At 60.7% G+C, this 13,794-nt stretch carries 12 protein-coding genes; 9 read left to right on the forward strand and 3 right to left on the reverse strand.

Annotated features, from left to right (window positions below; genetic code table 11):
* The first annotated feature begins 172 nt into the window (after positions 1-172).
* From EGJ27_RS07985 to EGJ27_RS08025, 9 genes are all read left to right on the forward strand, one after another.
* A complete protein-coding gene (locus EGJ27_RS07985) occupies positions 173-1,240 on the forward strand; it encodes an ABC transporter substrate-binding protein (protein ID WP_125830196.1) in 1,068 nt (355 codons plus the stop codon).
* Between the two features lie 163 nt (positions 1,241-1,403).
* A complete protein-coding gene (locus EGJ27_RS07990) occupies positions 1,404-2,177 on the forward strand; it encodes an ABC transporter permease subunit (protein ID WP_256672752.1) in 774 nt (257 codons plus the stop codon).
* Entirely contained in the window at positions 2,164-2,961 is a 798-nt protein-coding gene (locus EGJ27_RS07995) for an ABC transporter permease (protein WP_125830198.1), read from the forward strand. The genes EGJ27_RS07990 and EGJ27_RS07995 overlap by 14 nt, the downstream gene beginning before the upstream one ends.
* A 1-nt stretch (position 2,962) precedes the next feature.
* On the forward strand, positions 2,963-3,952 hold the full coding sequence (locus EGJ27_RS08000) for an ABC transporter ATP-binding protein (protein WP_125830199.1): 990 nt from the start codon (positions 2,963-2,965) through the stop codon (positions 3,950-3,952).
* 51 nt (positions 3,953-4,003) lie between these two features.
* Complete coding sequence (locus tag EGJ27_RS08005) at positions 4,004-4,657, forward strand: HAD family phosphatase (protein ID WP_125830200.1); 654 nt, start codon at positions 4,004-4,006, stop codon at positions 4,655-4,657.
* A 341-nt stretch (positions 4,658-4,998) separates the two neighbouring features.
* Entirely contained in the window at positions 4,999-5,736 is a 738-nt protein-coding gene (locus EGJ27_RS08010; protein WP_125830201.1) for an Ig-like domain-containing protein, read from the forward strand.
* Positions 5,737-5,905: 169 nt separating this feature from the next.
* Positions 5,906-7,768, forward strand: a complete 1,863-nt coding sequence (locus EGJ27_RS08015; protein WP_125830202.1) for a hypothetical protein — start codon at positions 5,906-5,908, stop codon at positions 7,766-7,768.
* A gap of 457 nt (positions 7,769-8,225) precedes the next feature.
* Positions 8,226-10,307 (forward strand): carboxy terminal-processing peptidase, encoded by a 2,082-nt coding sequence (locus EGJ27_RS08020; protein ID WP_177522980.1) that lies wholly within the window; start codon positions 8,226-8,228, stop codon positions 10,305-10,307.
* Between the two features lie 117 nt (positions 10,308-10,424).
* Positions 10,425-12,197, forward strand: a complete 1,773-nt coding sequence (locus EGJ27_RS08025; protein ID WP_125830204.1) for a bifunctional diguanylate cyclase/phosphodiesterase — start codon at positions 10,425-10,427, stop codon at positions 12,195-12,197.
* Between the two features lie 5 nt (positions 12,198-12,202).
* Here EGJ27_RS08025 and EGJ27_RS08030 read toward each other — a convergent pair whose 3' ends face one another.
* The 3 genes from EGJ27_RS08030 to EGJ27_RS08040 form a co-directional block, all read right to left on the reverse strand.
* Positions 12,203-12,601, reverse strand: a complete 399-nt coding sequence (locus tag EGJ27_RS08030; RefSeq protein ID WP_177522981.1) for a hypothetical protein — start codon at positions 12,599-12,601, stop codon at positions 12,203-12,205.
* Positions 12,598-12,939, reverse strand: coding sequence for a helix-turn-helix domain-containing protein (locus EGJ27_RS08035; protein WP_125830205.1), 342 nt, complete (start codon positions 12,937-12,939; stop codon positions 12,598-12,600). Before EGJ27_RS08035 ends, EGJ27_RS08030 begins: the two co-directional genes overlap by 4 nt.
* A gap of 130 nt (positions 12,940-13,069) precedes the next feature.
* Entirely contained in the window at positions 13,070-13,522 is a 453-nt protein-coding gene (locus EGJ27_RS08040; protein WP_125830206.1) for a YkvA family protein, read from the reverse strand.
* Between the last annotated feature and the right edge of the window lie 272 nt (positions 13,523-13,794).

Below are 13,794 nucleotides of genomic sequence, written 5' to 3' on the forward strand. Positions count from 1 at the left end.
GATGGTCTACGCTTGCTGCACGGCCTGGCCCACGCCAGGCCGAACACCCAGGGGCAAGACACGCGGACATTAAAGTGTCATTGAACACGCCTAACTTGGCTCAGGTATTGCTGACCTAGACCAATTCATCCGCAACGACCATTCGTTGATCGAAGTGCACAAGGAGCTTTGAATGAAACATCTTTTGTTGGCATCTCTCCTCGGTTCAGCCATCGCCGTGAGCTCGGCGGCCATGGCTGCGGAAACAGACCTCAAGACACTGGAAGCCGCAGCCCGGACCGAAGGCGCGGTCAACAGTGTCGGCATGCCGGATGACTGGGCGAACTGGAAAGGCACCTGGACCGATCTGCAAGCCAAATACGGCCTCAAGCACATGGACACGGACATGAGTTCGGCCCAGGAAGTGGCCAAGTTCGAAGCGGAAAAAGACAACGCCAGCGCCGACATCGGTGACGTCGGCGCCGCCTTCGGCCCGATCGCGGCGGCCAAGGGCGTGACCCAGGCCTACAAGCCAAGCACCTGGGAACAGATCCCGACCTGGGCCAAGGACACTGAAGGCCATTGGGCGCTGGCCTATACCGGCACCATCGCCTTTATCGTCAACAAGAACCTGCTGCACGGTTCGGACATTCCGAAAAGCTGGGCGGACCTGAAAACCGGCAAGTACAAGGTTTCCATCGGTGACGTGAGCACCGCAGCCCAGGCCGCCAACGGTGTCCTGGCCGCCGCCTTCGCCATGAAGGGCGATGAAACCAATATCGAGCCGGGCTTGCAGCTGTTCACCGAACTGGCCCAGCAGAAACGCCTGTCGCTGGCCAACCCGACCATCCAGACCATCGAGAAAGGAGAAGTCGAAGTCGGTGTGGTCTGGGATTTCAACGGTCTGAGCTACAAGGCCAAGATGGCCAAGCCTGACGATTACGTGGTGCTCATTCCGTCCGACGGCTCGGTGATCTCCGGCTACACCACCATCATCAACAAATACGCCAGACACCCCAACGCTGCCAAGCTGACCCGCGAGTACATCTTCAGCGATGCCGGCCAGATCAACCTGGCCAAGGGCAATGCACGGCCAATCCGCGCCGAGCACATCAAGCTGCCTGAGGAAGTGCAGGCCAAGCTGCTGCCCAACGAGCAGTACAAGAACGTCACGCCGATCAAGAACCCTGATGCCTGGGAGAAGACCTCCAAAGCCCTGCCGCAGAAGTGGAACGAGCAAGTCATCATCGAGATGAACTGATCGCCTTGAGTCTTGCGGTCAATGTCATACCCCACGGGCGAGCACACCTCGCCCGTGGCGGACTGCCAACGCCCGTCCCCCGGGAGATACACACGTGAATTCCCTGACCCGCGGCAAATGGCTGGGCCTGTTGTGCCTGGTGCCGTTCGCACTGTTTTTTATCATGTTCCAGATCGCACCGCTGGCCTGGGTCGCCATTCACAGCCTGCAAAGCGACACTGGTTGGGGCTGGGAAAATTTCGCCAAGGCGTTCAACTCGCGGTTCTATCGCCAGGCGATGCAGTTCAGCCTGGAGATCAGCTTCTGGTCGAGCCTGTTCGGGATTCTGATCGCGATCCTCGCCGCTTACTCGTTGCGTCAGGTGGACTCGCGGCTGCGGGATTTCGTCAATTCGTTCGCCAATATGACCAGCAATTTCTCCGGCGTGCCACTGGCCTTTGCCTTCATCATCCTGCTGGGCTTCAACGGCGCGGTGACGCTGATCCTCAAGCAATCGGGGATCATCGACGACTTCAACCTGTACTCCAAGACCGGCCTGATCATCCTCTACACCTACTTCCAGATCCCGCTCGGCATCCTGCTGCTGTACCCGGCGTTCGACGCCGTGCGCGAGGACTGGCGCGAGTCGGCCGCCTTGCTCGGCGCCAGCAGCTTTGCGTTCTGGCGGCACATCGGCCTGCCGGTCCTGACCCCTGCGCTGCTCGGCACTTTCGTGATCCTGTTGGCCAATGCCCTGGGTGCGTATGCCACGGTCTACGCGCTGACTACCGGCAATTTCAACGTGCTGCCGATTCGCATTGCGGCGCTGGTGGCCGGGGATATCACCCTGGACCCGAACATGGCCAGCGCCCTGGCGATGATTCTGGTCGGGCTGATGACCCTGGTGACGGTGATCCATCAATGGCTGCTGCGCAGGAGCTACCATGTCACGCGCTGAACGACGGCCTTCGAGCCTCTACCACCGGCTGGTGGTGTACACGGTGTTCCTGATCCTGCTGCTGCCGTTGCTGGGCACCCTGCTGTATTCGATTTCCAGCAGTTGGTCGGCGACCATCCTGCCCAGCGGCCTGACCTTCAAGTGGTATGTGGCGCTGTGGAGCGACCCGCGTTTCCTGGCCGCATTCGGGCAGTCGCTGCTGGTTTGCGTTGCCGCGCTGGTGTTGTCGGTGGTGCTGATCCTGCCGCTGCTGTTCGTGGTGCATTACCACTTCCCGCGCCTGGACGGCCTGATGAACATCCTGATCCTGCTGCCGTTCGCGGTGCCGCCGGTGGTGTCGTCCGTCGGGCTACTGCAGCTCTACGGCTCGGGGCCGCTGGCGATGGTCGGCACGCCGTGGATTCTGATCGGCTGTTATTTCACCGTTGCCCTGCCCTTCATGTACCGGGCCATCACCAATAACTTGCAGGCCATCAACCTCACCGACCTGATGGACGCCGCCCAGTTGCTCGGCGCCAGTACCTGGCAGGCGGCGTTTCTGGTGGTGCTGCCCAATCTGCGCAAAGGCTTGATGGTCGCGCTGCTGCTGTCCTTCTCGTTTCTGTTCGGCGAGTTCGTGTTCGCCAACCTGCTGGTGGGCACCCGCTACGAGACGCTGCAGGTCTACCTCAACAACATGCGCAACAGCAGCGGCCACTTCAACAGTGCGCTGGTGATCTCCTATTTCTTCTTCGTGCTGGTGCTGACCTGGGCCGCCAACCGACTGAACAAGGACAAGAACTGAGATGAGTTTCGTCAGTATCAAGAACCTGCAGAAAAGCTATGCCAGCACGGCCGTGTTCAGCGACATCAACTGCCGCGTGGAAAAAGGCGAGTTCGTTACCCTGCTCGGCCCGTCCGGCTGCGGCAAATCCACCCTGCTGCGCTGCATCGCGGGCCTCACGCCGGTCAACAGCGGGCGCATTCTGCTGGACGGCCAGGACCTGGTGCCGCTGACCCCGCAAAAACGCGACATTGGCATGGTGTTCCAGAGCTACGCGCTGTTTCCCAACATGACCGTCGCGCAGAACGTGGCTTTCGGCCTGCGCATGCAGAAAGTCAGCGCTGACCAGAGCCGTCAGCGGGTCGAAGAGATTCTCAAACTGGTCGAGCTGCATGAGTTCGCCAGCCGTTATCCGCACCAGATGTCCGGCGGCCAGTGCCAGCGCGTCGCATTGGCCCGCTCGCTGGTCACCCGGCCGCGCCTGTTGCTGCTCGACGAACCGCTGTCGGCACTGGACGCCCGCATTCGCAAGCACCTGCGCGAGCAGATCCGGGCGATCCAGCGCGAACTGAACCTGACCACGATCTTCGTCACCCACGATCAGGAAGAAGCGCTGACCATGTCCGATCGCATTTTCCTGATGAACCAGGGTCGGATCGTACAGAGCGGCGATGCCGAAACCCTGTATACCGCGCCAGTGGATGCCTTTGCCGCCGGCTTCATCGGCAACTACAACCTGCTGGACCCCGAAACCGCCTCACGGCTGATGCAGCGCCCGTTCGACAGCCGCATCGCGATCCGCCCGGAAGCCATCGGCCTGAGCCTGACCGGCGCCCTCGACGCACAAGTGCTGAGCCACAGCCTGCTGGGCAACGTGATTCGCTACCGGGTCCAGGCTCGCGGCGTGGAATTGGTGGTCGACGTACTGAATCGCTCAGCGGATGATCTGCACCCCGACGGCCGCCGAGTGACGTTGAGTATCGAAGACTCGGCGCTGCGGGAGGTGGGTTGAGCGCGAGCTGCACATCCATTTATCTGATCACCATGACTCAAGGAGGCGTGCATGCCCCTGGCAATTTTCGACCTGGACGAAACCCTGATCGGCGGCGACTGCGCCAGCCTCTGGAACGAGCAGATGGCACGGCTGGGCTGGGTCGATCCTGAATGGTTCATGCGCCGCGATGCGGAACTGATGGCCGCCTACAACGCCGGGACACTGGCGATGGAAGACTACATGGCGTTCAGTCTGGAACCCATGGCCGGCCGCACGCCGGAGGAAATCGAGCATCTGGTCGGGCCGTGGGTCGAGGACGTCATCGAGCCGATCATCTACAGCGACGCCTGCAAATGCATCGCTGAGCACCGCGCCCGCGGCGACCGCATTCTGATCATCTCTGCGTCGGGCGTGCATCTGGTCAAGCCCATTGCCGAGCGGGTCGGCGTCGATGAAGTACTGGCCATCGATCTGGATATCCAGCACGGCGTGTACAGCGGTGCCACGCGTGGCGTGCTGACCTACCGCGAAGGCAAAGTCACCCGGCTGCTGGACTGGCTGGATGCCGAAGGCGAAAACCTCGAAGGCGCCAGCTTCTACTCGGATTCACGCAATGACCTGGCGCTGCTGCTCAAGGTTGACCACCCGCACGTGGTCAATCCTGATCCGGTGTTGCTCGAGCATGCGCAAAAGGCGGGATGGCCGGTGCACAACTGGCGGTGAGTCATCATTCACCTCGTTTTTCCGGTCGAGCACAGGGCCGGCTTCACGCTGCAACAGCTCGGTGAAGCGTTGTGCTACCTATCTTGCGGGTCACACGACCCGCTCCACTCGGGCCTGCACACGCTGACTCGAAGCGTCTCCGGGTTGCCGGACTTCCAGCTTCTTCTCCTGATCGCCACAAACCTCATTTCATGACACTAAGCCGGCTGTCATTTATGACAGTGTCGGAGTTTTTCCAGCAGGCGGATAATTCCCCCTCTCTGCATAAGGCAAGAGACAACTACGCCACTCATGCTCTTCCAACGTCATAAATTGATCTCAGCACGGAAGCCGATACCATCATGAACACTCATTCAACTGAACCCGTCATCGACAGCGTCAAAGACAATGAAGACAATCTGGTTCCATACAACGGTTCTACGCCGTCCAGTGGCTTGACATTCGAGGGCACGGCAAAAGCACTCTCGACCGTCAGCCTGTGCGATGGGGACGTATCGCTTGCACCGCGGGTGCCGGTGAACGCCGACGGATGCTGGACACTCAAGCTCGACGCAATCGCCTCAGGTAAACATGCATTCACGGCTCGGAACGTGGATGGGACACTGGCGTCCACTCCGTGGGCACTGACAATCACCGGGAATCAGGCAGAACCGGTCGTCGGCATCGTGCAGTGGGACACCTTCCCGTTCGGCCCGCTGCCTGTAGACCAAGACATTGATTGCGGTTATGGCATGAAGCTGCTTATCACCGGGGAAGGAGCGAGCATCACGCGTAATGGCGTGCCTGAGTCCGAAGATCATGCGCTCAAGCCCGCAGAGAACTGTCGTCTGAGATTCGATTTCGGCGGTAGCATCAACAAATGCTACATCCTGCACAGTGGTGCGAGCCCGCATCACAACTTGTTCCGGTTTTACGACACTCAGGACAACCTCGTCAAAAGTGTCTCGCTGGAGTCACCGGAACAACCGACCAGGATCACGCTTGTGGAGATTGATCCTTTCTGCACTTATCTCGATGTGACGTTCATCGCCAACAATGCCAACACTCTAATCGACGCGCTGGTCTGGGAACACGCTTAGTCCGTTAGCACACGGTCTGCGTCTTCCTGTATGAGGGCCGCAGACTGTCTGCTGTCATTTCCGACAGTGACAATGTGATTCACCCGTTAAATACTTTGTCGCAGCGCAAAGGAAGTCTCCACGCTGCACCCCGCTTACAAGGAAGTCATGACAGAGCAAGGAGCCATTCATGAACAGCAGGCAATTGACTGCCATACACATCCCCGCCATCGACCTCACCGGCAACGGCGGGCTGGGGTGGGAAGACCTCAAGGACCCGCTTAAAGGCGTGGCGATGTTCGCGGTCACGCCGACCGGCACGGTTGCAGGCGATTACGTCGAGTTGTTCTGCAACGGTCAGCCGATACAGAAATTACTCGCCGATCCTGATCGCCCTTCCATTGATTTTTCAGTGCTGCCTCAGGACATCCTCGATGAACCGGACATTGCCGAGGTCTTCTACCGAATCACGCCGGCGGACGGCAGCCCACCTGACGACTCGCCCATTCGCCAGGTACGAATCAAACGCAGCGTGCCCGGCGGCCCTGATCCGGACCACTACACCCCCTTCATAAATGAAAACCTTGCAGCGGTGCAAAACCTGCCGCCGAACATCGAGATGGCGGCGGACCTGCCATTGACCGTTTCCCCCTGGCCCAACATGCAGGAGGGCGATGTAGTGCGGTTGCTCTGGAGCAGCAGTGATTTCGTCGCCGAGAATCCACCGCTGCCGCCGGGCCAGGAAGGCAAACCGCAAACGGTCATCGTGACGGCTGCACTGCAGCAGGCTGCGGGCAGCGCCAAGAGCCTGACCGTCAATTACGACATCCGCGACCGGGTGAACAACTGGTCGCGGTATTCGCTTGCCGCGTTCACTCAGGCGAACATCCCGACGCTAAACGCTGCAACCGTCACTGAAGCGCCCGACGGCGTACTCAACCCTTTGCAGGCCTTGGCAGGTGCAACCATCGTGGTGGCGTATCCCGACATGCGCCAGACCGATGAGATCCACGTGCGCTGGAACGGGCGCGAGGATGTGACCATTCCCCTTTCGCAGCCCGGAAACACGACGGGAAGTGTCGACTTCACCGTGAATCCCGATGCAATCGCCCCCGTTCTGGGCCACGGCCTGGAAGTCCGGTATGTGCTCACGCGAAACGGCGCCTCGATGGAATCGCAGGCGCTGGAGCTTGAGGTCCTGGCCCTGCCTTCCTCTTCCTTGCCGGTCCCGCGAATCGAACAGGCCCTGGACGACAATGTCCTGCATGTAGCCAGCCTGAGCGATGATGCCGACCTCACCGTCGCGGCATGGCCGTTCATCACGGCAGGTCAGCGAGTCTGGCTGCGCTTCGAAGGAACCCGGGCCGACGGCACAGCCAATAACTGGTATCACGCGCACTGGCAGGATTTCGCCATCACCACCGATGCCGGTCAGCGCACCTATGTGGCACTGACCGAGCTGCAAAAACTCAAGGAAGGCTCATCCCTCAAGGTGATCATGGAAGTGTCGTTCGATGACGGGCTGAGCCGGACCGCATTCCCGATCCGCGAACTGACGGTCACATTCTCGTATCCGGTAACCGGCAGAGAAGACTGGGAGACGTTTTCCCTTCAGTCATTACCGTTTGACACGCCTGTGCCGTGCGCGAACGGCATGACGCTTGAAGTCAAGGCAGGCCAGGCTTCGATCGTGGATGTCAGCGAAAAATACGCCTACTTCTACGAACGCACGCTTGAGGTTTCAGGCAACGCGACCATGACACTCACTTTCAGTGAGCCTGTCAGGCACCTGTCCTTCATCTACGCCATGGCGGGTTCGGACAGCAATCACCTGACGTTCCTCAACGCCTCAGGCGCGGTGATCAGGACCGCAAGCCTCCAGTCCAGCGCCGATCATACGAGTGAGGGGAATTACGATCTCGACCAACCTTGCGTTGCCTGCCGGTTCGAGTTGGCCAGGAACTCCACTGACGTACTGCTGGACAATCTCAGCTGGAAAGCCTGGGACGTCCAGCTCGGCGAAACCCCAGGCAGCGGTGAAAATGCACGGTAGCAGCCCTGTAGCGGTGGCGGGTCCGGGTAAAAACAGAGAGGGCAGGTCACGCAGTGTGTGGCGCTTCTCAAAGCCAGGTCGCCTGAGCCGCAAGGGCGCCGCCTGAGACAGCGCCAAGGCCCTGTCAAGCTGAATGCCGGCTGAATCAACCTCAACTGGCGGCGATGCCGAGGACGACCGCCACACCTCGGCACGCCGCGCCGGATCGCCGGTAGCATCGCGTCGCCGCTATCTGGAAACTGAACCCGATCCGGGTCATGCGTCAGACCTGACGCTTTCAGGCCTCGCACATCGCCTTCCACGCCTTGCAATGCCTGCGAGGTGCCTCCATAGTGAGGAAAGACCGAGCCCGTGGCTGTTTGCCCGGGCTTTTGCATTATGCGGCCGGGACCGATGGAACCGGCGACTTCAAAGACGGCCTAATATGCGTTTTCAATCAGCACCGCGTCGAACCAGTATGAAGCACCTGATCCCAAGTACCGCCCTTGCGCTGGTCGTCGGCCTCGGCCTGCTGCCGATGTCGTCGAGCACCTTTGCCGCCAACAGCTGGGACAAGCTTCAGCCTGACCGCGACGAAGTGGTCGCCAGCCTCAATGTGGTCGAGCTGCTCAAGCGCCATCACTACAGCAAGCCCCCGCTGGACGACAAACGCTCGGCCATCATCTACCAGAGCTACCTCAAGCTGCTGGACCCGGCGCGCAGCTACTTCCTGGCCAGCGACATCGCCGAGTTCGACAAGTGGCAGACCCAGTTCGACGACTTCCTCAAGAGCGGCGACCTGAACCCGGGCTTCACCATCTACAAGCGTTACCTGGACCGCATCAAGGCGCGTCTGGATTTCGCCCTGGCCGAATTGAACAAAGGTGTCGACAAGCTCGATTTCACTGCCAAGGAAACCTTGCTGGTGGATCGCAAGGACGCTGCCTGGGCCAAGAGCACCGCCGAACTGGACGACCTGTGGCGCAAGCGCGTCAAGGATGAAGTCCTGCGCCTGAAGATTGCCGGCAAAGATCCGGCCAAGATCCAGGAAACCCTGACCAAGCGCTACAAGAATCAGATGGCGCGTCTGAACCAGACCCGCGCCGAAGATATCTTCCAGGCGTATATCAACACGTTCGCCATGTCCTACGATCCGCACACCAATTACCTGTCCCCGGACAGTGCGGAGAACTTCGACATCAACATGAGCCTGTCGCTGGAAGGCATTGGCGCGGTGTTGCAGAGCGATAACGACAACGTGAAGATCGTCCGGCTGGTGCCGGCAGGTCCCGCGGCCAAGACCAAGCAGGTCGCCCCGGCCGACAAGATCGTCGCCGTCGCCCAGGGCGACAAGGAAATGGTCGATGTCATCGGCTGGCGCCTGGACGAAGTGGTCAAGCTGATCCGCGGCCCGAAAGGCTCGGTGGTACGCCTGGAAATCATCCCGGCCAGCAATGCGCCGAATGATCAGACCACCAAAGTGGTGGCGATCACTCGCGAAGCGGTCAAGCTCGAAGAGCAGGCGGCCAAGAAATCCATCCTGCATATCAATCAGGACGGGCGCGACTACAAGCTGGGGGTCATCGATATCCCGGCCTTCTATCTGGACTTCAAGGCCTATCGCGCCGGTGATCCGGAGTACAAGAGCACGACCCGTGACGTGAAGAAACTGCTGACCGAGCTGCAGGCCGAGAAGGTCGACGGCGTGGTGCTGGATCTGCGCAACAACGGTGGCGGCTCGCTGCAGGAAGCCACCGAGCTGACCAGCCTGTTCATCGACAAAGGCCCGACCGTGCTGGTGCGCAATGCGGACGGCAAGGTCGACGTACTCGAGGATGAAGCCCAGGGCGCGTTCTACAAGGGGCCGATGGCGTTGCTGGTCAACCGCCTGTCCGCCTCGGCGTCGGAGATTTTCGCCGGCGCCATGCAGGACTACCATCGCGCGCTGGTCATCGGTGGCCAGACCTTCGGCAAGGGCACGGTGCAGACCATCCAGCCGCTCAACCACGGCGAACTGAAGCTGACCCTGGCCAAGTTCTACCGGGTTTCCGGCCAGAGCACCCAGCATCAGGGCGTGGTGCCGGATATCACTTATCCGTCGTTGATCGACACCAAGGAGATCGGTGAAAGCGCCTTGCCCGAAGCCATGCCGTGGGACAGCATCCGCCCGGCGATCCGTCCAGCGGTCGACCCGTTCAAGCCGTTCCTGGCCCAGCTGCAAACCCGCCATGACACGCGCACGGCCAAGAACGCCGAGTTCGTGTTCATCGAAGATCGTCTGGCGCTGGCCAAGCAGTTGATGAACGAGAAGACGGTCAGCCTCAACGAAGCGGATCGCCGTGCCGAGCACGCTTCCATCGAAGGCAAGCAGCTGGCGCTGGAAAACACTCGCCGCAAGGCCAAGGGTGAAGAGCCGCTCAAGGAACTGAAGAAAGAAGACGAAGACGCCCTGCCGGTGGAAGACGAAAAGACCAAGCCCGAGGACGACGCCTACCTGGCCGAGACCGGGCGCATTCTGATCGACTATCTGGGCCTGAGCGCTTCGGTAGCAAAGAAGTAAGGCAGCAAGACTAATGGCTAATTAATGGCAAACGTCATTAAACAGTCATGAATCTGTCGTGAAATAGAGGGGCTGGCGCCAGGCGCGCAGCCCTTTTTTTTACGCATCGAGATCACCATGCCCCTGACTGAGCAGTTGAGCACACTGAGTTCTATCCTGGTCCGCAGTGATTTGCACAGCCTGTTCCAACCGATTGTGTCGATCTCGGAGCGACGCATCCTGGGCTATGAAGCACTGACGCGCGGCCCATCCAACAGCCCGTTGCATTCGCCCCTCAACCTGTTCGCCGCCGCCCGCCAGGCCGGCCGTCTGAGCGAACTGGAACTGACCTGCCGGGAAAGTGCCTGCCGGCGTTTCAGCCAGCAGAAACTGCCCGGCAAACTGTTTCTCAACGTCTCTCCTGAATCGCTGCTGGAAATCGCTCACCCGCCGGGGCGCACCCTGGAGATGCTGCGCCGCTACGGCATTGCGCCAAAGAACGTGGTCATCGAACTGACCGAACAGATGCCGACCGACGACGTCGAGCTGCTCTACAACGCCTTGCACCACTATCGCGACATGGGGTTTTCCATCGCGCTGGATGATCTGGGAGCCGGCTATTCCAGCCTGCGCTTGTGGTCGGAGCTGCGTCCGGACTATGTGAAGATCGACCGGCACTTCATCGACGGTATCCATCAGGACGCGGTCAAGCGCGAGTTCGTCGGTTCCATGCTGCAAATGGCCAGGGCCTCGCGAGCCACCGTGATCGCCGAAGGCATCGAGCTGGCGGAAGAACTGGCGGTGCTGACTGAAATGGGCGTCGATCTGGTGCAGGGCTACCTGCTTGCCAGACCCCAGGAGCGGCCGCCCCGCGAGGCAAATGCCATTCTGCCCAAGATCGAAGTGGCCAGTGCCCCGCTGAACGAGGAAGCGGCGGACTTAGGCGCCCTGCTCAACCCCCAGCCTTCGGTAAGCCGGAACACACCCACCGCCCAGGTGTTGGAGGCATTTCGCAAGCAGGCCAACCTCAATTCCCTGGCCGTGCTGGGCGAAGACGACCGGCCCTGCGGCATCGTGCACCGCCATTCCCTGTCCGAAGCGTTGCTCAAGCCATTCGGCACCGAGCTGTTTGCCCGTAAACCGATCAGCCGACTGATGAGCGAGGATTTCCTGGCCGTTGAATTGAGCCAGTCGCTGCAGCAGGTCAGCCGCCTGCTGACCAGCCGTGCGCGGCAGCGGATCGAAGAAGACTTCATCATTACCCAGGGCGGCGCGTATCTGGGTCTGGGTCGGGTCATCGATGTGTTGAAGCTGATCACCGAGCTCAAGATCCAGCAGGCCCGCTACGCCAACCCGCTCACCCTGCTGCCCGGCAATGTGCCCATCCAGCAGTGCCTGACACGTCTGTTGCAACAGGAGCGCGAGTCGATGATCTGTTACGTGGACATCGACAGCTTCAAGCCTTTCAATGACATCTACGGCTACGCTCGCGGCGACGAAGTGCTGTTGTGTCTGGCGCAGTGCCTGAGCGACCGCATCGATCCGAGCCGCGACTTCGTCGGGCATATCGGCGGCGATGATTTTCTGATGGTGCTTGGCTTCGAAGACTGGGAGAAACGCCTGCATCACTTGCTGGAGGACTTCCAGAATCAATGCCGGCGCTTCTATCGCGCAGAGCATCTGGAATCAGGCTGCTTCACCGCCCTTAACCGCCAGGGCCAGCGTCAGGAATTCCCGCTGCTGTCGCTGTCGATTGGTGTGGTGCACCTGCAACAGCACAGCTGCAAGCAGGTCGATGCCGGGCAGTTGGCGGACCTGGCCTCGCAGGCCAAGCATTTTGCCAAGGACGTGCCCGGCGCCAGCATTCATATGATCGACGCCGGGCGACTGGACCTGCTGGTCGGCGCCTGACGCGCTTACTCCTCAGGTGGCGTGGCGGACCCTTGCTGGTCTGCGGCTTCCGGATAGCTGTACTCGAACACCCGCACCACTTCCGAGGCATGCCAGGAGGCAGCGGCGATGCCATCCGACGGCCCGGAGAACCGACCCAGACGTTCAACACATTCGAAAAAGCCGGTGCGCGGCAGGCGGCTGGCGCCCTGGCTGATGACCAACGAACTGCGCAGCGGCTGCTCGGCACGCGCGTCGATGGCTGCCAGGTGTTCCAGGGCGGCGGTGAGCGTCTGCATGGCGGGTGACGGCAACTGCAGGCGTTCCAGCAAGGCCCGGTACGTCACCAGATGGCGCTGACGGCGTGCATGATCCAACTCGGCGAGCAATCCGTCCCAGTGCTGGCGACTGATACGCACGCTCATGCCTCACCTCGCCAGCCGGGAACACCCAATTCCCAGGCCAGGCTGCGCTTGATCGCAGCGTCCGGGTCACGGGTGCCGTTTTCGATCAGTTCAAGATACGACGGGCTGATCCCCACGGTGCGCGCCAGTTGGGCCAGTTCCAGCCCTTTGGCAGTGCGCAGTGCGCTGAGTTGGTCCAATCCGGGCCTTGGTGCTTCGTCCGACGGACGAGCCGTTGCGGTGGGGCCGGACGACGCCGGTTCGCCCTGACCCGCGGCCCGCAAGAGCGCCTGATAGTGAGCCCATGGCAGCACAGCGTATTCCGGCTCTCCATCACGCGAGATCACTTGTAGATCCATACACTCCCCCTTGCTGGTCACTAGCTTGTTCCAGATAGGTCTGCTCCAGATGCTGGCATCTTAACAGTGGATCGACGTCGCAGGGGGCACAACCAGCTTGCAGCGCCCCGCGCCCTTTTGACACACGGGCTCAATGCCGGCCTTTTTCCTGCTCCAGAAGTGCCGGATTATCGGGCAGCCGTTCGACCACCACCAGTTTCTCCGGCGGCTGGCGCTCACGCCAGGCGCGGAACGCATCGAGTTCATCGGTCAGGTGTTTCATGATCCAGGCCAGCACTGCGATGTCATCGAACATGCCCAGGCCCGGAATCCAGTCGGGTATGGCGTCCAGCGGGCTGAGGAAGTACATCAGGCCCGCCACAATCGACAGCAGCGACTTGGCGCTGATGTCCCGATACTCGCCGCGCCAGTACGCCAGGCACAAGGCCTGCAACAGCCGCAAATCATCCTTGATGCGCCCCAGACGGCTGCCTTCGCTGGCTCCCTTGCGGGCCACGGCGAACAGCAGTGCGGGCAGTCGGCCCGCAGCCAGCACACGCCTGGCGCCCGGAAGGTAACGAATAAGATTCCATGGTGCTTTCATGTTCACTCCCATCCAGTAAGTTGGTTCCAGGCCGGATCATGGCCCTGTCAGGCCGTGTCGGCTTACGCCAAGGTTATCCACATTAATTGTGGATAACCTTGTGAACAGCACCCGCTTTTGCCTCTGAACCGCCCGTTTTACGGGGCTCGATGTCAAATCGGGCGTTTTTTACTCACATAAAAAATCCTACGAAATCGTTGACTTAGCGGCGTTTTAGCCCTAATCCGCGCATCCGGCCGGACTGTCCGACAATCCGCACCTTGGCGGCGCCC

This window comes from Pseudomonas sp. v388 (genome assembly GCF_003935425.1).
Classification (GTDB): domain Bacteria; phylum Pseudomonadota; class Gammaproteobacteria; order Pseudomonadales; family Pseudomonadaceae; genus Aquipseudomonas.